Raw genomic sequence first — 22,701 nt, forward strand, 5'->3', positions numbered from 1 at the left:
GTAGGAGCGAGCTCTGCTCGCGAACTGGGCATCCCCATAGAGCTTCGCGAGCAGAGCTCGCTCCTACGGTCTGGGCGCTTTACCTGCCCGAAAACCTCTTAAATGACAGCATGGCTGCCCTCGCAGGTTTGTTGCATTTGACTCCTCCCTCGCACTTTTACGTTGACGTTAACGTCAACCAGCTTTACGTTTACGTAAAGCAACCCGCGCAGAGCCCATTGCATGGCCGCCAACTACAGTATTTCCGACCTGGCCCGCGAGCTGGACATCACCACCCGCGCCATCCGCTTCTACGAGGAGCAAGGCATGCTCGCCCCCGAGCGGCGCGGCCAGGAGCGGATCTATACGGCCAAAGACAAGGTCACCCTCAAGCTGATCCTGCGCGGCAAGCGCATCGGTTTCTCCCTGGCCGAGTGCAAGGAGCTGATCGAGCTGTACGACCCGGCCGGTGGCAACCGCAAACAGCTGGAGACCTTCATGGACAAGATCAGCGAGCGCCGCGCCCAGCTCGAACAGCAGTTGCTGGACATCCAGCAGATGCAGCTGGAGCTGGATACCGCCGAGGAGCGCTGCCTCGCCGCGCTCGAACAAACTCAAGCCTGAACAAGCAGTTAGCTAGCAAACCTAATAAAGACAATCACAGGTGGAACCATGAGCTACCCGACCCTCAACTTCGGTCTCGGCGAGACCATCGACATGCTGCGCGACTCGGTGCACCAGTTCGCCCAGGCCGAGCTGGCCCCGCGTGCGGCGCAGATCGACCGCGACAACGAGTTCCCCATGGACATGTGGCGCAAGTTCGGCGACATGGGCCTGCTCGGCATGACCGTGGAAGAGGAATACGGCGGCACCAACATGGGCTACCTGGCCCACGTGGTGGCCATGGAAGAGATCAGCCGCGCCTCGGCCTCGGTCGGCCTGTCCTACGGCGCCCACTCCAACCTGTGCCTGAACCAGATCCGCAAGAATGGCACCCCAGAGCAGAAGGCCAAGTACCTGCCCAAGCTGTGCTCCGGTGAGCACATCGGCGCCCTGGCCATGAGCGAGCCGAATGCCGGCTCCGACGTGGTGTCGATGAAGCTGCGCGCCGAGAAGCGCGGTGACCGCTACGTGCTCAACGGCAACAAGATGTGGATCACCAACGGCCCGGACGCCAACACCTACGTGATCTATGCCAAGACCGACATCAACGCCGGCTCGCGCGGCATGACCGCATTCATCGTCGAGCGCGACCTCAAGGGTTTCTCCCGCCACCAGAAGCTCGACAAGCTGGGCATGCGCGGCTCCAACACCTGTGAACTGGTGTTCGAGGACGTGGAAGTGCCGGAGGAAAACATCCTCGGCGGCGAAGGTCGTGGCGTGGCGGTGCTGATGAGCGGCCTGGACTACGAGCGCACCGTGCTCTCCGGCGGCCCGACCGGGATCATGAGCGCCTGCATGGACGTGGTGCTGCCCTACGTGCACGAGCGCCAGCAGTTCAAGCAGTCGATCGGCGAGTTCCAGCTGGTCCAGGGCAAGCTGGCCGACATGTACGCCGGCATGAACGCCTCCAAGTCCTACCTGTACACAGTGGCCAAGGCCTGCGACCGCGGCGAGGAGTCGCGCAAGGACGCCGCCGCGGTGATCCTCTACACCGCCGAGATGGCCACCAAGATGGCCCTCGATACCATCCAGCTGCTCGGCGGCAACGGCTACACCAACGACTACCCGGCCGGCCGCCTGCTGCGCGACGCCAAGCTCTACGAGATCGGCGCCGGCACCAGCGAGATCCGCCGCATGCTGATCGGTCGTGAGCTGTACAACGAGACGAAATAGGCATGCGCCTGACGTAGGGTGGAAAACCGCGAAGCGTTTTCCACCAGAACCAGTGGATGGATAAAGCGCCATCCACCCTACGTAACTGGCAACACGGACAGTCCCCTCTCCCATGCTTCATGACAAAAAGCTGGGAGAGGGTTAGAGAGAGGGACGGAGTTGCCCGCCCACCCCTCTCCCCCGGCCCTCTCCCACGCTCTGTTACAAAGAGCCGGGCAGAGGGGAGATAAAAGCCGGTAGCCCGGATGCAATCCGGGAACCCCTGCCCCGGATTACATCCGGGCTACGACACGGAGCGCCACATGGCCATCCTGCACACCCAGATCAACACCCGCTCGCCTGAGTTCGCCGCCAACAGCGCGGCCATGCGCGAACAGGTCGACGCCCTCCGCACCCTGCTCGCCCAGGTCCACGAAGGCGGCGGCGCCAAGGCCCAGGAGCGCCACACCTCGCGCGGCAAGCTGCTGCCGCGCGAACGCATCAACCGCCTGCTGGACATCGGCTCGCCGTTCCTCGAAATCAGCCAGCTGGCCGCCCACGGCGTGTACGGTGAAGACGTGCCGGCCGCCGGCGTGGTTGCCGGTATCGGCCGGGTCGAGGGCGTCGAGTGCATGATCGTGGCCAATGACGCCACGGTAAAAGGCGGCAGCTACTACCCGCTGACCGTGAAAAAGCACCTGCGCGCCCAGACCATCGCCCAGCAGAACCGTCTGCCATGCATCTACCTGGTGGATTCCGGCGGCGCCAACCTGCCGCGCCAGGACGAGGTGTTCCCCGACCGCGAGCACTTCGGCCGCATCTTCTTCAACCAGGCCAACATGAGCGCGATGGGGATTCCCCAGATCGCCGTGGTGATGGGCTCCTGCACCGCCGGCGGCGCCTATGTGCCGGCGATGAGCGACGAGACCATCATGGTGCGCAACCAGGCCACCATCTTCCTCGCCGGCCCACCACTGGTGAAGGCCGCCACCGGCGAAGTGGTCACGGCCGAGGAGCTCGGCGGCGCCGATGTGCACTGCAAGACCAGCGGCGTGGCCGATCATTACGCCGAGGACGACGAACACGCGCTGGCCATCGCCCGGCGCAGCATCGCCAACCTCAACTGGCGCAAGCAGGGCGTGCTCAACAGCCGCGCACCGATCCAACCGAAACATGCCAGCGATGAGCTGTATGGAGTGATCCCGGCCGATGCTAAGCAACCCTTCGATGTGCGCGAAGTGATTGCACGGATCGTCGATGGCAGCGAGTTCGATGAGTTCAAGGCGCTGTTCGGTACCACCCTGGTCTGCGGCTTCGCCCACCTGCACGGCTACCCCATCGCCATCCTGGCCAACAACGGCATTCTGTTCGCCGAGGCCGCGCAGAAAGGCGCGCACTTCATCGAGCTGGCCTGCCAGCGCGGCATCCCGCTGCTGTTTTTGCAGAACATCACCGGCTTCATGGTCGGCAAGAAGTACGAGGAAGGCGGCATTGCCAAGCATGGCGCCAAGCTGGTCACCGCGGTGGCCTGCGCCAAGGTGCCGAAGTTCACCGTGATCATCGGCGGCAGCTTCGGTGCCGGTAACTACGGCATGTGCGGCCGTGCCTACGACCCACGCTTCCTGTGGATGTGGCCCAACGCGCGGATCGGCGTGATGGGCGCCGAACAGGCCGCGGGCGTGCTGGTGCAGGTCAAGCGCGAGCAAAGCGAACGTGCCGGCCACCCGTTCAGCGCCGAGGAAGAGGCACGCATCAAGCAGCCGATCCTCGCCCAGTACGAACAGCAGGGTCACCCCTACTACTCCAGCGCCCGGCTGTGGGACGACGGCGTGATCGACCCGGCGCAGACCCGCGATGTGCTCGGCCTGGCCTTGTCCGCCGCGCTCAACGCGCCGATCGAGACGACCCAGTTCGGCGTGTTCCGGATGTAAGCGATACGAACCGTAGGGTGGATGGCGCTTTATCCATCCACCAGTTCGCCGCCGATGGTGGAAGAAAAAAGCGTCTTCCACCCTACCCAAGGACAGCAGTGATGACCGACTTCACCACCGTACAACTCGAACAAGACCCGCGCGGCTTCGCCACCCTGTGGCTGAATCGCCCGGAGAAGAACAACGCCTTCAACGCGCAGATGATCCGCGAGCTGATCCTCGCCCTCGAAGCGGTGGCCGGCGACCAGACTCTGCGCTTTTTGCTGCTGCGCGGGCGCGGCAAGCACTTCAGCGCGGGCGCCGATTTGGCCTGGATGCAGCATTCGGCGACCCTCGACTACAACGCCAACCTGGCCGACGCCCATGAGCTGGCCGAGCTGATGTACAGCCTGCATGCCCTGCAGATCCCCACCCTGGCCGTGGTGCAGGGCGCGGCCTTCGGCGGCGCGGTGGGCCTGGTCAGTTGCTGCGACATGGCCGTCGGCGCCGATGACGCGCTGTTCTCCCTCTCCGAAGTCCGCATCGGCCTGGCTCCGGCGGTGATCAGCCCCTTCGTCGTGCAGGCCATCGGCGAACGCGCGGCACGCCGCTACGCGCTGACCGCCGAACGCTTCGACGGCAACCGCGCCCGTGAACTGGGCCTGCTCGCCGAGGCCTACCCGGCCGCCGAGCTGGATACCCAGGCGGAAAATTGGGTGAGCAACCTGCTGCTCAACAGCCCGCAAGCCATGCAAGCGAGCAAAGACCTGCTGCGCGAAGTCGCCAGTGGCGTGCTCAGTCCGGTGCTGCGCCGTTACACCGAGAACGCCATCGCGCGCATCCGCGTCAGCGCCGAAGGCCAGGAAGGCCTGAATGCCTTCCTCAACAAACGTCCCCCGGCCTGGCAGGAGCCCCAAGCATGAGCCAGCAGCAGATCACCACCCTCCTCGTCGCCAACCGTGGCGAGATCGCCTGCAGGGTGATGCGCACCGCCAAGGCCCTGGGCCTGCGCACGGTAGCCGTGCACAGCGCCATCGACCGCAATGCCCGCCATGTGCGCGAGGCCGATATGGCCGTCGACCTCGGCGGCGCCAAGCCGGCCGACAGCTACCTGCTGGTCGACAAGATCATCGCTGCGGCCAAGGCCAGCGGCGCCCAGGCTATCCACCCGGGCTACGGCTTTCTCTCCGAGAACGCCGGCTTCGCCCGCGCCATCGAGGCCGCCGGCCTGGTGTTCCTCGGCCCGCCCGCCAGCGCCATCGATGCCATGGGCAGCAAGTCCGCTGCCAAGGCGTTGATGGAAGACGCCGGGGTGCCGCTGGTGCCCGGTTACCACGGCGAGGCGCAGGACGTGGAAACCTTCCGCCTCGCCGCCGAGCGCATCGGCTACCCGGTGCTGCTCAAGGCTGCCGCCGGCGGTGGTGGCAAGGGCATGAAAGTGGTCGAGCGTGAAGCCGAGCTGGCTGAAGCGCTGCAGTCGGCGCAACGCGAGTCGCAATCGGCCTTCGGCGACTCGCGCATGCTGGTGGAAAAGTACGTACTCAAGCCGCGCCACGTGGAGATCCAGGTGTTCGCCGACCAGCACGGCAACTGCCTGTACCTCAACGAGCGCGACTGCTCGATCCAGCGCCGCCATCAGAAAGTGGTCGAAGAAGCTCCGGCACCGGGCCTGTCGCCCGAACTGCGTCGTGCCATGGGTGAAGCGGCGGTCAAGGCCGCACAGGCCATCGGCTATGTTGGCGCCGGCACAGTCGAGTTCCTGCTCGACGCTCGCGGCCAGTTCTTCTTTATGGAGATGAACACCCGCCTGCAGGTGGAGCACCCGGTCACCGAAGCCATCACCGGTCTCGACCTGGTCGCCTGGCAGATTCGCGTGGCCCGTGGCGAAGCACTGCCTATTACCCAGGCGCAGGTGCCGCTGAATGGCCATGCCATCGAAGTGCGCCTGTACGCCGAAGATCCGCAAAACGACTTCCTCCCGGCCAGCGGCACCCTCGCCCTCTACCGCGAACCCGCCAGCGGGCCGGGCCGCCGCGTCGACAGCGGCGTGACTGAAGGCGACGAAGTCTCGCCGTTCTACGACCCGATGCTGGGCAAGCTGATCGCCTGGGGCGAGAACCGCGAGGAAGCCCGTCAGCGCCTGCTGGCCATGCTCGACGAAACGGCCGTGGGCGGCTTCAAGACCAACCTGGCCTTTCTGCGGCGCATTCTCGCCCACCCTGCCTTCGCCGCCGAGGAGCTGGACACCGGCTTTATCGCCCGTCATCAGGACGTCCTGCTGCCGGCGCCTGCCGAGCTGCCCGAAGCCTTCTGGCAACTGGCCGCCGACGCCTGGCTGCAGAGCGAACCACAGCAGCTGCGCCACGACGACTACCACTCGCCCTGGAGCGCCCGCAGCGGCTGGCGCGCCGGCCTGCCGGCAGAAAGCGAGCTGCACCTGTGCAGCGGCGAACGCGAGCACAAGGCCCGCCCCAGCGGCCAGGCCAAGCTGGTCGGCGAGACGCTGATCGGCACCGGGCAGGATCGGGTACAACGCCGCTTGCAGGCCATCCGCCAGGGCGACACCCTGTACCTGGAATGGCACGGCGAGCTGCACCCGATCACCCGCTTCGACCCGATTGCCGCCGCCGAAGCCAGCCATGCCCACCAGGGCGGCCTGACCGCACCCATGAACGGCAGCATCGTCCGTGTACTGGTCGAACCCGGCCAGCTCGTCGAGGCCGGCACTGCCCTGGTGGTGCTGGAGGCGATGAAGATGGAGCACAGCATCCGCGCGCCGCACGCCGGCACGGTCAAGGCACTGTATTGCGGCGAAGGCGATATGGTCAGCGAAGGCGCGGCGCTGGTGGAGCTGGAACAAAGCTGACCAGCAGCCGTAGGGTGGACATCGCTCTCTATGTCCACCATCGGGATCAGCGCGGGCACAAAGGTGGATGTAGAAAGCGACATCCACCCTACAGGCACCCTATTTTGTAGGGTGGAAAACCGCGAAGCGTTTTCCACCAAACAACGGTGGATGGATAAAGCGCCATCCCCCCTACGGAGAACATGCATGAACCTGCCCCACCACGTCCGCCTAGTCGAAGTCGGTCCGCGCGACGGTTTGCAGAACGAGAAACAGCCGATCAGCGTGGCCGACAAGGTGCGCCTGGTCGACGAACTGAGCGCCGCCGGCCTCGGCTATATCGAGGTCGGCAGCTTCGTCTCGCCCAAGTGGGTGCCGCAGATGGCCGGCAGCGCCGAAGTGTTCGCGCAGATCCAGCGCAAGCCCGGCGTGGTCTACGGCGCACTGACGCCCAACATGCAGGGCTTCGAGGCCGCCGTGGCTGCCGGGGTCAAGGAAGTCGCGGTGTTTGCCGCGGCCAGCGAATCCTTCTCGCAGAAGAACATCAACTGCTCGATCAGCGACAGCCTGCAGCGCTTCGTGCCAATCATGGACGCCGCCAAACAGCACGGCATCAGCGTGCGCGGCTATGTCTCCTGCGTGCTCGGTTGCCCCTACGAGGGCGAAGTGGCGCCCGAGCAAGTGGCCAGCGTGGCTGCCGAGCTGTTCGCCATGGGCTGCTATGAAGTGTCCCTCGGCGACACCATCGGCACCGGTACCGCCGGCGCCACCCGCCGGCTGTTCGAGGTTTGTGCCGGCAATATCCCGCGCGACAAACTCGGCGGGCACTTCCACGACACCTACGGCCAGGCTCTGGCCAATGTTTACGCCAGCCTGCTGGAAGGCATCAGCGTATTCGACAGCTCGGTCGCCGGCCTGGGCGGCTGCCCCTACGCCAAGGGCGCCACCGGCAACGTCGCCACCGAAGACCTGCTCTACCTGCTCAACGGCCTGGGCATCGACACCGGCATCGACATGGACCAACTGATCACCGCCGGCCAACGCATCTGCAACGTGCTCGGCAAGCCCAACGGCTCACGCGTGGCCAGGGCCAAACAGCTTTAGCAGCTTGTCTCCCCTCTCCCGTTCACGGGAGAGGGGCCGGGGGAGAGGGAGTGCTCGGACGTAGCCTGGATGCAATCCGGGAAAACTACACACGCTACGGAACAACCCCTGTCAGCTTTTCCTGACAGTCTGTAAAGCCCGCAGCGCCTGCCAACTGCAGCAATGATCACACCGTAGCGCCCACGCCACAGCGACACCGCGCGCAGCCCGGCAGACCAACGGCAGCGGCTGTAGCCGGCGCCGAGCAACACTTTAGGCTGTGCCATCCGCCGCCTCCGGGCTGGCGCGAACGACAAGAACAATCGAGGAATCGAGATGCACCAACCGCTCTGGGCCCCTTCCGCCGACCGCATCGCCGCTACGCGCATGGATGCCTTCCGCCGCTACGTCAACCAGCGCCACGCCCTGCAGCTGGCCGAGTACCCGGCCCTGCACGCCTGGAGCGTGGTCCAGCGCGAAGCCTTCTGGCAGGCCATCGTCGACTTCTTCGAGATCCGTTTCAGCCAGCAGCCCGCGTGCGTGCTGACCGAAGGCAGCGCCATGCCCAGCGCCCACTGGTTCCCCGGCGCCACCTTGAACTTCGCCGAACACCTGCTGCGCCGCCGCGACACGCATCCGGCCCTGGTCGCCATCGGCGAAGACGGCAGCCGCGAACAACTGACCTATGCCGAGCTGGCCGCGCATGTCGCCGGCCTGCAACAGAGCCTGAAAGCCGCTGGCGTCGGTGTCGGCGACCGCGTGGCCGCCTTTATGCCCAACACCTGGCAGACCGTGGTCGGCATGCTCGCCAGCGCCAGTCTCGGCGCCACCTGGTCGAGCTGCTCGCCGGACTTCGGTACCCAGGGCGTGATCGACCGCTTCGGCCAGATCGAACCCAAGGTGCTGATCGCCGCCGCCGGCTACCGCTACGCCGGCAAGAACCTCGACCTGACCGGCAAACTCAACGAAATCCTCGAACGTCTGCCGACCCTGCAACAACTGCTGGTGGTGCCCTACTCCAACGCCCAGGCCCGCGCGGCAGACTTCAAGACCCCGGCCAAAGTCGCGCTCTGGAGCGACTTCTACCAGGCCGGCGGCGAACCCATGTTCACCCAGGTGCCCTTCGAGCAGCCGCTGTACATCCTCTACTCCAGCGGCACCACCGGCGTGCCCAAGTGCATCGTCCACGGTGCTGGCGGCACCCTGCTGCAGCACGTGAAGGAGCTCGGCCTGCACACCGACCTCACGGCCGACGACAGCCTGTTCTACTACACCACCTGCGGCTGGATGATGTGGAACTGGCTGGTCTCAGGGTTAGCCCTGGGCGCCACCCTGGTACTGTTCGACGGCTCGCCTTTCCATCCGGGTGCCGAGCGCCTGATCGACCTGATCGATGCAGAGAACATCAGCCTCTTCGGCACCAGTGCCAAGTTCCTTGCCGCCCTGGAGAAGGCCGGCGCCAAACCCGGCGAGACGCACCAGCTGAGTCGCCTGAAGGCCATCCTCTCGACCGGCTCGCCGCTGGCCCACGAGAGCTTCGAGTACGTCTACCGCGACATCAAACGCGATGTCTGCCTGTCGTCCATCTCCGGCGGCACCGATATCGTCTCCTGCTTCGCCCTGGGTAACCCGGTGCTGCCGGTGTGGCCCGGCGAGCTGCAATGCAAGGGCCTGGGCATGGACGTGCAGGTGTGGAACGAGGCCGGCCAGGCGGTGATCGGCGAGAAAGGCGAGCTGGTCTGCGCCCAGCACTTCACCTCGATGCCGATCGGCTTCTGGAACGATGCCGACGGCGAGAAATTCAGCGCCGCCTACTTCGACACCTTCCCCGGTATCTGGGCCCACGGCGACTACGCGGAAATCACCGAGCACGGCGGCCTGGTCATCCATGGCCGCTCGGACGCAGTGCTCAACCCCGGCGGCGTGCGCATCGGCACAGCCGAGATCTACCGCCAGGTGGAAAAGGTCGAGCAGGTGCTGGAGTCCATCGCCATCGGCCAGGACTGGGACAGCGACGTGCGCGTGGTGCTATTCGTCCGCCTGCGCGACGGCGTGACGCTGACTGACGAGCTGCAGGCGCAGATCCGCCAGGTCATCCGCGCCAACACCACCCCGCGCCACGTGCCGGCCAAGATCATCGCCGTGGCCGACATCCCGCGCACCATCAGCGGCAAGATCGTCGAGTTGGCGGTACGCAACGTGGTGCACGGCAAACCGGTGAAGAACACCGACGCCCTGGCCAACCCACAGGCGCTGGAGCTTTACCGCGACCTGCCGCAACTGCGGGACTGACAAACTCAATCAGCGTCCAACGGCGCAGCAACCGGCACCATATTGAGCAAAGTGCCAGCATTGGGGCAGACTGCTGATCGGGCACTCTGCCCTTCTTGCTCAGGTGACGATATGGAAGTTGTCAAAACCCTCAAGCCCGGTCGCAACGGCACCAAACGCCTGGTGGAACTCTACGGCAAGCAACTCCTCGCCGTACGCTACCGCCTCGACCGCGACAAACAGCTCAGCTACACCACGGTTGAACTGATCATCGAAACAAAACCTGCCCCCACTCCGGGGCTGAACCTCACCGCCCAACGCCTGTATCAGAACCGCCAGCTCGTTCCTTTGCGTATCCACTACGACGAGGAGGATTTGCGGCGTCTGCTCCTAAGGGCGGGCGGTAAATGGGACCTGGAGAAAAAGGTCTGGCGCATCCGCTACGGCGACGCCATCAAACTCGGGTTGAAAGATCGGATCATCGAAAATGATGGTCAGATATAGACACTCAATGCCCACATCTGGAGACATATTTCCAGATGTGGGAATATTCCCAGATGTAGGCGTGTCGCCTACTTATAGTTAGAAGCCAAGGAGGGATCACAGTTGTCTAACGATCGTTTTATACGATGGCAGGCGCAAACCATAGGTCAGCTTTCTACGGCGCTATCTTTGTTTTCTGGTTTATCCGTAGCGGGCTTAGGCTTTTTATTTTCCTTGGCACGAGAGTCATCATTTAACCCTTCCGGAATATTCGCTGCATTATTTATTATTGCACTACTATCTTTCCTAATCTCTTCGCTTGTTGGGTCGGCAGCAGTAATAACACGCCTTCTCGACTTTAGGCTAACCACTCAAAAAACTCGAAAATCAACCGAGGAGCCACTTACATTATTTGGCACTGACGCCTCAGGCTATGGCAGAGCCACATGGAGGTTATTCTGGGTGCTTATAATCTCCTTCGTTATTGGCGTCTTACTAAGCAGCATTGTTGTTAGTCGCGTTTATTTATGTAACATTTTTAGTGCAATTGGCTTCTAACTACTGGTTCAAGCCGTTCGCTTCGCTCACTCGGGACCGGCTAAAGCCGGCCCCTTAACCAAACGTTAGAAGGCAACCCCATGGCAGAGTATGTTGCTGAAGTTATTTGGACACGGAATGGGCAAGACTTTCTCAGCAACCGCTACAGTAGGAAGCATATCCTACGCTTTGACGGTGGCATCGAAATTCCAGGATCTTCATCTCCACATGTAGTACCTATTCCCATGTCAGACGCAGCAGCGATTGACCCCGAGGAAGCATTTGTTTCTTCGCTTTCCAGTTGTCATATGCTCTGGTTTCTCTCCATCGCGGCCAAGCGGAAATTCTGCGTAGATCGTTACGCTGACAAAGCTATTGGTGTAATGGAGAAAAATTCAGAGGGGAAGCTAGCAATGACGCTCGTCACACTTAAACCCGAAGTAATTTTTTCAGGAGAAGTAACGCCCTCCCGAGAACAAATTGAAAAAATGCACCATGACGCACATCAAGAGTGTTTTATTGCTAACTCAGTAAAAACAGAATTGCGCTGCGAGCCTGTGCATGTTGCCATCTAACAATTGGTTCAAATCGCTCGCTCCGCTCGCTGGGACCGGCGAAGCCGGCCCCTTAACCAAACGTTAGAGGTCAGCACATGGCAGTGCAGCAACTCGGACCAAATACAGTATCCGTAAACGAGATAGCATGGGATGGAAGCGGCTTTGGAAATGCCAAGGCCAATGAGTTCTGGTCCCAGCTCTCTTCTCAGCTTCAAAAAATTGCTATCTCTGAGCTTGTAGCTGGCAATCGCCCCAGGAGCATCCTGCGAAACGACTCGCGAAACATTATTGTTCTTTCATTTTCGTCGCCGCCAAACTCATTAAAATCAACGACTGATCTTCTACGCGTACACACAGAATTTAAGCACGGAAACTACTGCTACGATGGAACGGCCTGTACTTATGAAGATTTAGAGTCTGGAGATTTTCTTGCATTCGACACAACGGTGCCGGTGCATGACCTCTAACAAATGGTTCAAGTCGTTCGCTTCGCTCACTCGGGACCGGCTAAAGCCGGCCCCTTAACCAAACGTTAGAGCCTATGACAAATCCATACCAAACTCCTGAGTCAGCTTTTGAAGCCGCCCCGAAGTCAAGCAATGATTTAGCTGCTGTCATCCAGCTGATCGTGGGGCTGGTTTGCGCGCTTATTGCTGCACTTGTCCCAGCGTTAGTTATTCCGCAGTTCCAACAGGTATTCAATGGCTTCGGCGCACAAGTCCCGCTGATAACTCATATTGCATTGAGCTATCACCTGTGGCTTTGGACGCTCCCTATATTTGTCATAGCCGCACGCATTTTTTGGCCAAAAACTCAGCGGCGCCCTTTGGCTTCGTGCCTACTTGGCGTTATAAGCCTTGTCATTGTTATACCAGCCATGATTCTGGCAATGTATCTGCCAATTTTTCAGTTAGGCCGAATCACCTGAGTCGCTCTAACAATTGGTTCAAGCCGTTCGCTTCGCTCACTCGGGACCACGTTCCGCGGCCCCTTAACCAAACGTTAGGCCAACACATTCATGGCATCACTTTTAAAATGAAAAATACAAAATCATTATTTTTAGCGGCACTCTTGACTCCATTGCTTGCCTCTTGTGCCGGACCCAAAGATCTCATTCGAGCTCATGCCTACAGCCCACCACAAAAGCCGGCATCTGACATTGCAACGGTATACAGTGTTTGGGGTGGCTTTAGCGGCGAAATGAGTTTTATATGTAAAGTCGACGGTAAGAGCTACTATAAATTGGGATTAATAAGCGATTGCCCGTCCGTCGTATATCTCACCCCAGGCAAACATTCGATAGCGGTCAAATATAAATTTGCAAATTACTTTGGCCACACCTCGATAGATTTAGAGGTGCTTGCTGGAAAAACTTACAAGCTTACTGGCACATCAACAGACGATCTAAAAACTGCAACATTTAATATAGTAGAAATGCCCAGTAACTTTGAGCTTACGTACAAAGACCTAATACCTTCTCTTAGAAGCGAGAGTAATCAGCCTGTACTGCCGACAGAAAGCAATTACTAGCTAGCTCAACTCTAAATGTAGAGGCTATTGACCCTACAAGAAGCAGAGCCTAACAATTGGTTCAAGTCGTTCGCTCCGCTCACTCGGGACCGGCTAAAGCCGGCCCCTTAACCAAACGTTAGGTGCCAATATGAAACGCATCGCAATTATTCTATGGTCACTGCTTGCTCTTGGATGCACGCCAAAAACAGATGTTATTCCAGAAAATATTGTAGGCATCTGGGCAAGCAAAGACGCTGTGTTAAGCGGCGAACTACTAATTAAAGGTCAAGCCATATATCTTGAAGCAGATGGAACTGGTGCATTACTTTTTGGCCCGCCACCTATTGGCGTAAAGATAAAAGCATCATTCAATCCATCAACAAGCGCAATTGATTATGAAATGCTTGAGAATGGAAAAGTTGTCGGCAAGAGCGCTGTACTATTTGATGTTTCGAACAACACTATTGTTTCCGGCAAAAAACAAGACCAGATTTTATCTCGACGCTTCGAAAGCCTAACCAACAGCACAAAAAAAGCAATTGGTATTTAATTAGCAAAGTCGACAGCACCTAACTACTGGTTCAAGTCGTTCACTTCGCTCACTCGGGACCGGCTAAAGCCGGCCCCTTAACCAAACGTTAGCCACCAAAATGAATCTGACACTACGCACGGACGCGATCACCACAACAGCAGCAATTGCTGTTGTGGCTGCTATTACTCTAACGAAAGGTGATGTCCTTTTCATCGGACACTGGTACTACGAATCAGTTTTCCTATTAACTTTCATCCCAAGCGCTCTCATTAAGACAAAGCCCCTATTTATCTCCGGCGCAGTTCTTGCTGCTGGGCTAACCTTCGGAATCTATATCCAAGCAAACTGGGCACCATCAGCAACAAACGACCTACTTGGTCTAGGTCATATATTTTCATTGCCCGGTGCGTTTATTGGTCTACTAATCACCGGAATCATTAGTCGATTTTCAAAGCAAAACAAACCAGTTCTCGCCTTTACTACTGGCTTCCTAGGCTTTGGTATAGGATTCTTAGCTAATCAAACGGTGTTATGCAGCACTGTCTTGGCCTGCGGTGTACTCCTTGGCACCTAATGGCTAACAACTGGTTCAAGTCGTTCGCTTCGCTCACTGCGGGACCGGCTAAAGCCGGCCCCTTAACCAAACGTTAGGCATCTACATTGAGAAAGTCTTATGAATGAAATAATTTTGAAGCTTGTTGAGTTTTCTTCATGGCCCATTGTCGTTCTTATTGCTGCATACCTACTGAGAGACCCCATAAAGAAATTAATTTCTAGATTCAATGGAATTAGGGCCGGGGATATTGAAATTCAAATGAGGCAACAGATGCATGCCCAAAGCCTAACTGAGGAGCAACTGGAAAAAATATCAGTACTCTCGACAGATGAAATTGATCTTTTTCTGCTTGTTTCATTCACCGAAGCCATAGGATTTAATTATACAGTTCCAATACCAAAAAACATTTTGCATGAGCGCCTATATTATTTGGAAAAATTAGGTTTACTAAAAATTTATCCACCAGAGTCTGAAGACGCCCCAATTCGCCATGATTGCACACCTGAAGGCAGGAGAGTCCGAGAGCTAATTATAAACGGAGCTTCGCAATTAGTAAGGAGTACTGTGTAAATGCCTAACAAGGCGCTCAAATCACTCACTCCGTTCGCTGGGACCGGCGAAGCCGGCCCCTTAGCTTAATCGTTAGGTCTTATGAGCCATGAAAGAAGCAGAATACATTGAGCTCATCAAAAGCCGCTGGCCTTCACGTAATGACAATGAACCAACACCGGAAACTATTACGCTGTGTGATAAGGCGATTGCCGAATATCCCAACAGTTATCGCCTCTGGATCATGCGTGGGGATCTAATTCAACTCTGTGACTATGAAGAAGCGCCTGCACTCACAGAGGCTGAGAGGTCATATCGGCAAGCAATAGCAGCTAACACTTCATGTTCTGAGGCGTATCTAGAACTAGGCCACTTTCTCGATGCCGTCATGGCAAACCCTAGAAAATCCAAGCAATTTTTTCGCAAAGCGTGGCTATTGCATCGAAGCCAAGACCTAACAAATGGTTCAAAGTCGTTCGCTTCGCTCACTCGGGACCGGCTAAAGCCGGCCCCTTAACCAAACGTTAGGTACCGCAAATGGCCAAGGAGTGGTATTCAGTCAAAGGGCTTTTCCGCTGGTATATGAAAGCGGGTGGTGCCACAGACCGCATAGAAGAAAGAGTGGTGCTCTTTGAAGCCGAGAGCTTCGAGCACGCATTAGATCTTGCGGAGCTAGAGGCAGCTCAATACTGTGCAAACGACGAGCAGGCCAATTACTGCATAGAGCCTACCGGTTGGTGGCACGCATATTGGCTTGGCGCTACTCCGGCCAGTGGCATTGAGGTCTTCTCTCGTAGCGCACGAACAGAGCTCAGTAGCCAAGCGTTCATTCGCCGCTATTACCCAAAATCGCACAATGCTGGTACCTAACAATGCGCTCAAAGCGCTCACTCCGTTCGCTGGGACCGGCGAAGCCGGCCCCTTAGCTTAATCGTTATGCCCGGAGCAAAAAAATCCATGCTGATATGGAAAATAATATTCTGGATATCCACATCGCTCATAATATTTGCAGTCTTAACGCTTCCTTTTGCCTACATCCGACCTGACGCCATTGATATCATTGCATTAGCAATCCAGATATTCGGACAATTCTGCCTGTACGGCTACGCGTATCAAAAAGCAGTAGGGACTAAAAGAATATCAATTGCAGCTTTCCTGTTAAATCTAGCCCTCGGTATCTACAGCCTAACTGAGGCAGCGCCGCTGCTCCTTGATGCTAACGACACTTTGGGAATAGCTGCTTACGCTTTAGCCGCAAGTATCATCGCTATAATATTAATCCCACTCTATTTCTATTCTTTCAAATCCGAGCACATATGGAAGCGCGCAGCATAACAATTGGTTCAATTCGTTCGCTGCGCTCACTGGGACCGGCTAAAGCCGGCCCCTTAACCAAACGTTAGAGGCCACATGCACTTCTTGCGCCGCCTACTCATATACATAGCTTCGGCAGCACTCGTTTTGCCGGTTGGAGCAATTGCCACCTTCGACATGCTATGGCTAAAGCCGAGAATTGAAGCTACTAAAGAACTGGCAAAGAATGGCGCACCTGAAGAGAGAAATCCTCCAGAACTAATTACAGAAATGGTTTTAGCCTCAGAGCCTAGGGGCATCAATGCTCTGGTTTCCCGCATCATAATCACCCAATCAACTCCGTACTTTGAGCCAAGAAGCATGCTTCGCTGGCATCTTGTTGGCGCTATTACACCCTACCTATTGAAGCTACACCTCTCAGAGGAAGAGCTGCTGAGCATTTACTGCTCGCGCGTATTCGTAGGAAGTCGCTCTTTTGGCCTAGCGTCAATAGCTCAGAAATTATTTAACAAAGAGTTATCCAAACTTAATAATACAGAGGCAGCAACTGTTGCTGCATGGCCTACAGCCCCCAACCTGTTCTCCAAGAACCAGGCTGCACTAGCTAAGCATCGTGACAGAATCCTCAACCGCCTTGGAGGTGGCATCTAACAATGCGCTCAAATCGCTCACTTCGTTCGCTGGGACCGGCTAAAGCCGGCCCCTTAGCTTAATCGTTAGGCGTATATGAAAAACACAATTATCTCCGCGACTCTACTCTTAGCATTAATACAGCCAGCCTTCGGCACCGAGCTAACAAAAGAAGAAAGAGAGCAGTTTGAGCAGAATTTTTGCGGCGAAGCATGGGCGCACTTCTTGCCAGACGACCAAAAATTTACAGCAGAAAATGTTGAGCTTGCTGCCTTGCAGCACATGAATCCAGATAATCGATGCGTTCAAAATATAGAGCAAAAAGAATTCGACAGAATCTATGAAGAAGTAAAAAAATCCGCCGCAAAATCCTTCAAAAATAGCAAATCATCATTTGAGGTCATGGTTAAATTTGAGCTCACAACTTCAAATCCAGCGACATTTGAAATGATGGTAAGAGATGACACTGAATCGAATAAAGTTCAGCTGTTAGCTTTTAAGTCTAACCTGGAAAAAATCAAGAATTTCCACTCAAACCAGGGTGTCATTTACATCGTTTTCCACTACAAAATAAAACCAGCAACCAGCCAAGCCAGTTGAACCGCGCCTAACAAATGGTTCAAGTCGCTCGCTTCGCTCACTCGGGACCGGCTAAAGCCGGCCCCTTAACCAAACGTTATATGCACACATGAACCAATTCATCGGCCAAAAATGCAAAGAAGCTTTCGCTAGAGAATTCTGGCTGTCTGGAGAGCTAGTTTCCAACTGCTGCTGCATTTTCCTCCGTTTCAGTAACGCCAAGATTATAAAAATTCTATACAACGACGAAAGTTATAGTTGGGATGCTAAAGAGAGCGATGAAGAACCTAACCGAAATAAGCCGTTAGGTGACTCAGAATTTTTCTACCCGCATAATCCAATTTCCGCCATAGATGGTGCGGAGTTAATTTTTAATGGCTACACCATAGACCTCGAAGGAAACTGGATGCTCAATTTTTCGAACGGGGTCACCCTTCAACTTATCCATGAACCTATTGAAGAAAAAACATACTATGAGGTGCGCATATAACAATGCGCTCAAATCGCTCGTTTCACTCGCTGGGACCGGCGAAGCCGGCCCCTTAGCTTAATCGTTAGATGCAGCTCATGACTAATGCACAGTGGCAAGAATTTCTAAAAACCGCGCGACGCATCCTTGGGCAAGGAGCGCCCGTCTCATGGGCAAGCAAATCTTGGTGTGCCTGGACTACGTTTCAAAGCTTGAACTCAGACATAAATTACTGGAAAAGTGGTCTTCCAGATGAGCAAGATATTCATGAGAGTTACACGGCCGACGGTGGAGTTTGGGGGCAACCGTTCCACTACGAGCAAATTGCCCACTTTATAATTCCTGCACAGTTCTATTGGGAAAAAATTGAAAACAAAGAATTTACCCATGGCCACAGACAACAAAATATAAGCAAGCTATCGGAAGAGCTAACCACACTTGGAATTCCTCACAGACTTACCGAGTTGGTTCTAGAGATAAAGCTTTACTAGCGAGTGGCCACATCTAACTACTGGTTCAAGTCGTTCGCTTCGCTCACTCGGGACCGGCTAAAGCCGGCCCCTTAACCAAACGTTAGGCTCTTTATGAGTACGTACACAGTCATCTGGGAATATCGTGGTGGAACACACATAAAGCAAGTGGCTGCCCGGACTGCAGGGTCAGCACTAGTTGAATGGTCACAGGCTTTAACTTCCGGCGAAATTTCCGGTTTAGGTACAAAACGCTTAGCTAGTCTTGCTAAAGAAATAGCTGAGGGCGCAGAAGATATGTATGCCCCAGTTGCCCTTACAGGTCTAACCAATGCATGGTGTGCTGGCCTGCTATACGGCGGGCTACTAAACATAGTTAAGACCGACACCTCACCGTGAGAGGAGCTATAACTATGATTCGCCGCCTAACAACTGGTTCAAGCCACTCGCTTCGCTCGCTCGGGACCGCGTTCCGCGGCCCCTTAACCAAACGTTAAGCACCTTGGAGAAAATTTTGGACAAATTCGAAAGGCTAAACTTTATCAACCAGATGTTGATATTGGAGAAGCTATACCCAGAAGAGGCCGAGTATTACGCAAAAAATAGAAAGGCATTAGAGCATGGCTATGAATTACATTATTCATGGCTCGTAGAAAGCATTAGCGACCCATTATCAGAAGACCAATGCAAACAGGTATTGGATGTTCTAGATATGTACAGATCTATTACATTTTCTTGGGAGCGCCTCCATGACGGCGAGGAAATCCCAAGCAAACTAAAGTTCCGAGGCTTCGACGGAAATAACGAAACAGCCCAGATGGGCTATACACAATACTTCATCAATGATCTTGACAGATTCAGGGAGCTTACTTACGACTCAGACTACTGCGACTTCAACAGCCACTGCCCTATGCTAGGGAAATACACTCGCATGCTAGCCATATGGAAAAGCCTCGACTCTTTCGAGTTAAGCGAAGAGGAAATTGAAGCCGTGGTGGCAGCATGATTGATGCCATTTCAGTTATTGGATCTATAGCATCTATATTGGGTGCCATATGGGCATGGAAAGAGGCTAAAAAATCCAAAACAGCAGCACAACTAGCTCAACGCATAAAAGACCAACTAATCGGCCACAGAAAAACATCAGAACTGGCTGAATTACAGGCTCTACTTGGCACTGCACAAAAGAAATTCACTAAATACGGCGCCTCCAATCCCAAGGCACTTGCAGGGATTGATCATCACGCAGACTCCGAGTCACTTCTCTCATTCATGCACACACTAAAGTCTTACAACGAGTACTTTGAAGGCGAACATGAAAATGTTGCTGACAAATTTTACGATGACATAGAGAAAACTCTTCAACTTTTCAGAAAGTCCAGCTCTATAAACAATATCTCCGAACATGGAAATAGCATTTTAAACAAGCTAGCGAATTTCTCTCCAATACTCAAAAGAGAGTTCACGAGCAAGAAAGAGTCCGTAGTTACCGGCGCTTAACAACTGGTTCAATTCGCTCGCTTCGCTCACTGGGACGGGCTAAAGCCCGCCCCTTAACCAAACGTTAGGTACGCTATTAAAAAATGAGAGAACCACAAGAATGAAAGGGAAAATTACTTCATGGAAGGATGATAAAGGCTTCGGCTTCATCAGCCCTGAAGGTAAAAGCGAACAGGTTTTTTTCCACATCTCAAGCGTAAAAAAAGCAACTCGCAAACCAGAAGTTGGTGATGTAGTTATCTTTGAAGTGGCCAAGGACTCTCAAGGTCGCCTCAAAGCAACGCATGTGCTACTTGAAGGTGTATCGCTTGCCAGCTCAGGGAATTCAAAAAGAATAGTCACAGAGCCCGTCAAGAAAGATGCGCTAGATTATTTTGCGTACTTTGCTCTAGCTATACTTTTTGCTATCTCAATAGGCCTCTTCATAAAAACAGGTGCACCAGAGTCAGCCTTGGCACCTGGTGCAATTTTTCTACTAGTTATGTTCTTTATATCAAGTAGAAAAAAGCAGCCTGCGAATAAATTGTTCTCGTGCTCAAAGTGCCGTGTAACCTCCAGTCACGACGAGAGGACAGTGCTCGCCTGGAACAGAGGCTTTGATCGCTTATATTGCAAATCTTGTCATCTGGCATGGTTGCGCGAACAACCTAAAGAGCAACAAGAAAGCCGAGGCTCTTATACTTCATCCAAGTCAGGCTGCCTTGGTCTGTTTTTGGTTATTGCGTCCGTCCCGGTCATTTGTATCGTCGGCGCAGTCACATGGATTGTGTAAGCTAAACCTAACTACTGGTTCAAGTCGTTCGCTTCGCTCACTCGGGACCGGCTAAAGCCGGCCCCTTAACCAAACGTTAGGTCTCACATGGAAATTTCGCGGTTGCTAAGGAAGCGCCAGCTCAATGTCCAAGAGCAGAATGCAATCGCTGAGCACAAGCTGCTTTCAACGGCGAAATATTGGCAGGAGCATCCAATACCTTTAGCCCTCATAGCCTACGGCAACGAGCAAGGCATTCTCTGGAGCCAAACGATAGTTCTAGAGCTTGAGATCGATTTTCCAGGCATGCCTAGTTTAACCGGCAAAATCCTAAGCAATGCTGGACGCTTCATCGAGTTCGAGTTAGAAACAGATCACACCCATGAAGAGCTGCTTTCTATTGAGCAGTGGGAGGACGTTACAAGCTCTCAGAATTTCTCCGAACACAACAAGGGCAAGGGTGTTGGTCATGGAGCGCTTGCAATAAAGATTCAAAATCAACTGTGTGGCGAGACCTAACAATGCGCTCAAAGCGCTCACTCCGTTCGCTGGGACCGCGTTCCGCGGCCCCTTAGCTTAATCGTTAGGCTCTTTCAATCTTCAGTGCGGCGCAGGTAACCAAAAATGACAGAACACTCGCAGCACTCTTCATATCGTGAAAAATTAATCGAGCACTTGCTCGTTGGTGAATTACTGAAATTCTCTTGGAAAACCAAAGACTTTAGCCTCGAAATTTCCAAGCCCGAGGTCGATAACTCTGGCTACGATCTCATTGCCGAAGCAAATGGTGTTATTAGGCATATCCAACTCAAAGCCACATTTATTGGCTCAGCAACCGCCACACAAAAAGTCCATATCTCACTGTCAAAGAAACCGTCCGGCTGCGTGGTGTTGGTTTACTTTAACAATGAAACACTTGATCTTGGCCCGTACTATTTTTTTGGCGCAGCTCCAGGCCAGCCATTACCGAGCCTAGAAAATCTCAAAATTGCCACACATACAAAAGGTGATGCTACCGGCTTCAAATCAGAAAGGCCGAATATTCGCATCTTAAATAAAGGCAGCTTCACTAAGCTGCAAACCATAAATGAGCTATACAACCAATTATTTGGGAGCGCCTAACAAATGGTTCAAGCCGTTCGCTGCGCTCACTCGGGACCGGCTAAAGCCGGCCCCTTAACCAAACGTTATGCGTAATCACATGATCAAACTCCTCGCAGTCCTTATAATCACCCTAACCTTACCCGGATGCTCATTCTTAGTTGAGGTTATTTTGTTCAACAACAGCAAGTCAAGCATCAAGGTTTGCAATTTAAATCACACAAATCAAAACTGCCAAACCATTGAGCCCAAATCATCTAATAAGGTATCGCTGGTTGCCGACAAAAAAATCAATGCTTGGAGCTACAGCATCACCACATCAGGCAAAGAAAGCATTTATAGTTTTGCATTTGAGCCATACCCAGCACAGGCATCAAACATATATTGCCAGGGCTTTTTCATGAAAAGGTGCGACATTCCACTTCAATATGAAAGTGACGGCTTGCTTTACTGGGCAGGAAAGAACCAAGAGCTACCTACTAAAAACTTTCCGAACCAACCACCGGGCTTCCCTGTTGCGCCAGACGCATAACAAATGGTTCAAGCCGTTCGCTTCGCTCACTCGGGACCGGCTAAAGCCGGCCCCTTAACCAAACGTTAGGTATTTAACGGACACCAATGCAGAACATCGACCTAAGCCTTGCAACCTCAATAGTGGCCTTAATAATTTCACTAACAGCACTCGTGAGATCAAGGCGCGCCATACAAATATCAAAATCCCAAGGGGACTACACAATTTCTCCAAAGCTATCCCTTGCCAAAATGGAACTAGATATATATGACGACAATAAAGATATGCCAGAATTTAGCTTCTCTGCAGAGCTTAACAATCACTCTGAAACAGCCATAAAAATCACCAGCATAAGCCTAGAATACGGTCACGAAACAGATAAAAGGAAAAGGCTTAACCAAGAAATACTAAGCACCTTCTATATCCCAAAGAACGAGTCAAAAAAATTCAGCACAACATCCAACAGACGCACAGCAAATGTAGCATTCCAAAAGTTTAATCTTAAAGAAGTGCATTTCTGGATAACGGTAAATTTAAAAGGAATTTACGGAGAAGAAATAAAAACAAGCTATTATCTACTTCATCAGGAAGCAGGCACATTTAATGTTTTCACAAGATGCCCTGACAATGAGCATGCAATATAAATACCTAACAATGCGCTCAAACCGCTCACTTCGTTCGCTGGGACCGGCTAAAGCCGGCCCCTTAGCTTAATCGTTAGGCACTGCTAGACATGACGCATAGAAA

General features: G+C 54.6%; 28 protein-coding genes. All 28 read left to right on the forward strand.

The window, feature by feature from the left end:
• Positions 1 to 222: 222 nt before the first annotated feature.
• The 28 genes from HNE05_RS10300 to HNE05_RS10435 all read left to right on the forward strand — a co-directional run bounded on the left by HNE05_RS10300 (position 223) and on the right by HNE05_RS10435 (position 22,598).
• Positions 223 to 603, forward strand: a complete 381-nt coding sequence (locus HNE05_RS10300) for a MerR family transcriptional regulator (protein ID WP_173206577.1) — start codon at positions 223 to 225, stop codon at positions 601 to 603.
• Between the two features lie 48 nt (positions 604 to 651).
• The gene (locus tag HNE05_RS10305) at positions 652 to 1,815 is read left to right on the forward strand and encodes an isovaleryl-CoA dehydrogenase (RefSeq protein ID WP_173206580.1); all 1,164 of its coding nucleotides are present in this window, start codon (positions 652 to 654) and stop codon (positions 1,813 to 1,815) included.
• 302 nt (positions 1,816 to 2,117) lie between these two features.
• Entirely contained in the window at positions 2,118 to 3,725 is a 1,608-nt protein-coding gene (locus tag HNE05_RS10310; RefSeq protein WP_173206583.1) for a carboxyl transferase domain-containing protein, read from the forward strand.
• Positions 3,726 to 3,826: 101 nt separating this feature from the next.
• Positions 3,827 to 4,627, forward strand: coding sequence for a gamma-carboxygeranoyl-CoA hydratase (locus tag HNE05_RS10315; RefSeq protein ID WP_173206586.1), 801 nt, complete (start codon positions 3,827 to 3,829; stop codon positions 4,625 to 4,627).
• Positions 4,624 to 6,570, forward strand: coding sequence for an acetyl/propionyl/methylcrotonyl-CoA carboxylase subunit alpha (locus HNE05_RS10320; protein ID WP_173206589.1), 1,947 nt, complete (start codon positions 4,624 to 4,626; stop codon positions 6,568 to 6,570). Before HNE05_RS10315 ends, HNE05_RS10320 begins: the two co-directional genes overlap by 4 nt.
• A gap of 186 nt (positions 6,571 to 6,756) precedes the next feature.
• Positions 6,757 to 7,653 carry a hydroxymethylglutaryl-CoA lyase gene (locus HNE05_RS10325; RefSeq protein WP_173206591.1) on the forward strand — a complete coding sequence of 299 codons (897 nt, stop codon included), beginning with the start codon at positions 6,757 to 6,759 and terminating at the stop codon, positions 7,651 to 7,653.
• A gap of 315 nt (positions 7,654 to 7,968) precedes the next feature.
• Positions 7,969 to 9,924: an acetoacetate--CoA ligase gene (locus HNE05_RS10330; RefSeq protein ID WP_173206593.1), complete on the forward strand. Its 1,956-nt coding sequence runs from the start codon at positions 7,969 to 7,971 to the stop codon at positions 9,922 to 9,924.
• Between the two features lie 111 nt (positions 9,925 to 10,035).
• The gene (locus HNE05_RS10335; protein WP_173206595.1) at positions 10,036 to 10,407 is read left to right on the forward strand and encodes a hypothetical protein; all 372 of its coding nucleotides are present in this window, start codon (positions 10,036 to 10,038) and stop codon (positions 10,405 to 10,407) included.
• Positions 10,408 to 11,024: 617 nt separating this feature from the next.
• A complete protein-coding gene (locus HNE05_RS10340; RefSeq protein WP_173206597.1) occupies positions 11,025 to 11,498 on the forward strand; it encodes an OsmC family protein in 474 nt (157 codons plus the stop codon).
• Positions 11,499 to 11,575: 77 nt separating this feature from the next.
• The gene (locus tag HNE05_RS10345; protein WP_173206599.1) at positions 11,576 to 11,947 is read left to right on the forward strand and encodes a hypothetical protein; all 372 of its coding nucleotides are present in this window, start codon (positions 11,576 to 11,578) and stop codon (positions 11,945 to 11,947) included.
• Between the two features lie 74 nt (positions 11,948 to 12,021).
• Positions 12,022 to 12,408, forward strand: coding sequence for a hypothetical protein (locus HNE05_RS10350; protein ID WP_173206601.1), 387 nt, complete (start codon positions 12,022 to 12,024; stop codon positions 12,406 to 12,408).
• A gap of 107 nt (positions 12,409 to 12,515) precedes the next feature.
• A complete protein-coding gene (locus tag HNE05_RS10355; protein WP_173206603.1) occupies positions 12,516 to 13,010 on the forward strand; it encodes a hypothetical protein in 495 nt (164 codons plus the stop codon).
• A gap of 130 nt (positions 13,011 to 13,140) precedes the next feature.
• Positions 13,141 to 13,542 carry a hypothetical protein gene (locus HNE05_RS10360; RefSeq protein ID WP_173206605.1) on the forward strand — a complete coding sequence of 134 codons (402 nt, stop codon included), beginning with the start codon at positions 13,141 to 13,143 and terminating at the stop codon, positions 13,540 to 13,542.
• 100 nt (positions 13,543 to 13,642) lie between these two features.
• Positions 13,643 to 14,098: a hypothetical protein gene (locus HNE05_RS10365; protein WP_173206608.1), complete on the forward strand. Its 456-nt coding sequence runs from the start codon at positions 13,643 to 13,645 to the stop codon at positions 14,096 to 14,098.
• A gap of 99 nt (positions 14,099 to 14,197) precedes the next feature.
• Positions 14,198 to 14,650, forward strand: a complete 453-nt coding sequence (locus HNE05_RS10370; RefSeq protein ID WP_173206611.1) for a hypothetical protein — start codon at positions 14,198 to 14,200, stop codon at positions 14,648 to 14,650.
• A gap of 516 nt (positions 14,651 to 15,166) precedes the next feature.
• On the forward strand, positions 15,167 to 15,499 hold the full coding sequence (locus tag HNE05_RS10375) for a DUF4288 domain-containing protein (RefSeq protein WP_173206614.1): 333 nt from the start codon (positions 15,167 to 15,169) through the stop codon (positions 15,497 to 15,499).
• Positions 15,500 to 15,586: 87 nt separating this feature from the next.
• A complete protein-coding gene (locus HNE05_RS10380; protein ID WP_173206617.1) occupies positions 15,587 to 15,964 on the forward strand; it encodes a hypothetical protein in 378 nt (125 codons plus the stop codon).
• 75 nt (positions 15,965 to 16,039) lie between these two features.
• Positions 16,040 to 16,594, forward strand: coding sequence for a transglycosylase domain-containing protein (locus HNE05_RS10385; protein WP_173206620.1), 555 nt, complete (start codon positions 16,040 to 16,042; stop codon positions 16,592 to 16,594).
• Positions 16,595 to 16,669: 75 nt separating this feature from the next.
• Entirely contained in the window at positions 16,670 to 17,173 is a 504-nt protein-coding gene (locus HNE05_RS10390) for a hypothetical protein (protein WP_173206623.1), read from the forward strand.
• Positions 17,174 to 17,261: 88 nt separating this feature from the next.
• Positions 17,262 to 17,642, forward strand: a complete 381-nt coding sequence (locus HNE05_RS10395; protein ID WP_173206625.1) for a hypothetical protein — start codon at positions 17,262 to 17,264, stop codon at positions 17,640 to 17,642.
• A gap of 77 nt (positions 17,643 to 17,719) precedes the next feature.
• Positions 17,720 to 18,112 carry a hypothetical protein gene (locus HNE05_RS10400; RefSeq protein WP_219637189.1) on the forward strand — a complete coding sequence of 131 codons (393 nt, stop codon included), beginning with the start codon at positions 17,720 to 17,722 and terminating at the stop codon, positions 18,110 to 18,112.
• 493 nt (positions 18,113 to 18,605) lie between these two features.
• Positions 18,606 to 19,097, forward strand: coding sequence for a YfbU family protein (locus HNE05_RS10405; RefSeq protein WP_173206631.1), 492 nt, complete (start codon positions 18,606 to 18,608; stop codon positions 19,095 to 19,097).
• Positions 19,094 to 19,591, forward strand: a complete 498-nt coding sequence (locus HNE05_RS10410) for a hypothetical protein (RefSeq protein WP_173206634.1) — start codon at positions 19,094 to 19,096, stop codon at positions 19,589 to 19,591. Before HNE05_RS10405 ends, HNE05_RS10410 begins: the two co-directional genes overlap by 4 nt.
• Positions 19,592 to 19,691: 100 nt before the next feature.
• Positions 19,692 to 20,363 (forward strand): cold shock domain-containing protein, encoded by a 672-nt coding sequence (locus HNE05_RS10415; RefSeq protein WP_173206637.1) that lies wholly within the window; start codon positions 19,692 to 19,694, stop codon positions 20,361 to 20,363.
• Positions 20,364 to 20,450: 87 nt separating this feature from the next.
• Positions 20,451 to 20,861: a hypothetical protein gene (locus HNE05_RS10420; protein WP_173206640.1), complete on the forward strand. Its 411-nt coding sequence runs from the start codon at positions 20,451 to 20,453 to the stop codon at positions 20,859 to 20,861.
• 105 nt (positions 20,862 to 20,966) lie between these two features.
• On the forward strand, positions 20,967 to 21,464 hold the full coding sequence (locus HNE05_RS10425; protein WP_173206643.1) for a hypothetical protein: 498 nt from the start codon (positions 20,967 to 20,969) through the stop codon (positions 21,462 to 21,464).
• Between the two features lie 79 nt (positions 21,465 to 21,543).
• Entirely contained in the window at positions 21,544 to 21,975 is a 432-nt protein-coding gene (locus HNE05_RS10430) for a hypothetical protein (protein ID WP_173206646.1), read from the forward strand.
• Positions 21,976 to 22,061: 86 nt separating this feature from the next.
• Positions 22,062 to 22,598, forward strand: a complete 537-nt coding sequence (locus HNE05_RS10435; protein ID WP_173206649.1) for a hypothetical protein — start codon at positions 22,062 to 22,064, stop codon at positions 22,596 to 22,598.
• Positions 22,599 to 22,701: the final 103 nt, after the last annotated feature.

The organism is Pseudomonas campi, from assembly GCF_013200955.2.
In the GTDB taxonomy this organism is placed as follows: Bacteria; Pseudomonadota; Gammaproteobacteria; order Pseudomonadales; family Pseudomonadaceae; genus Aquipseudomonas; species Aquipseudomonas campi.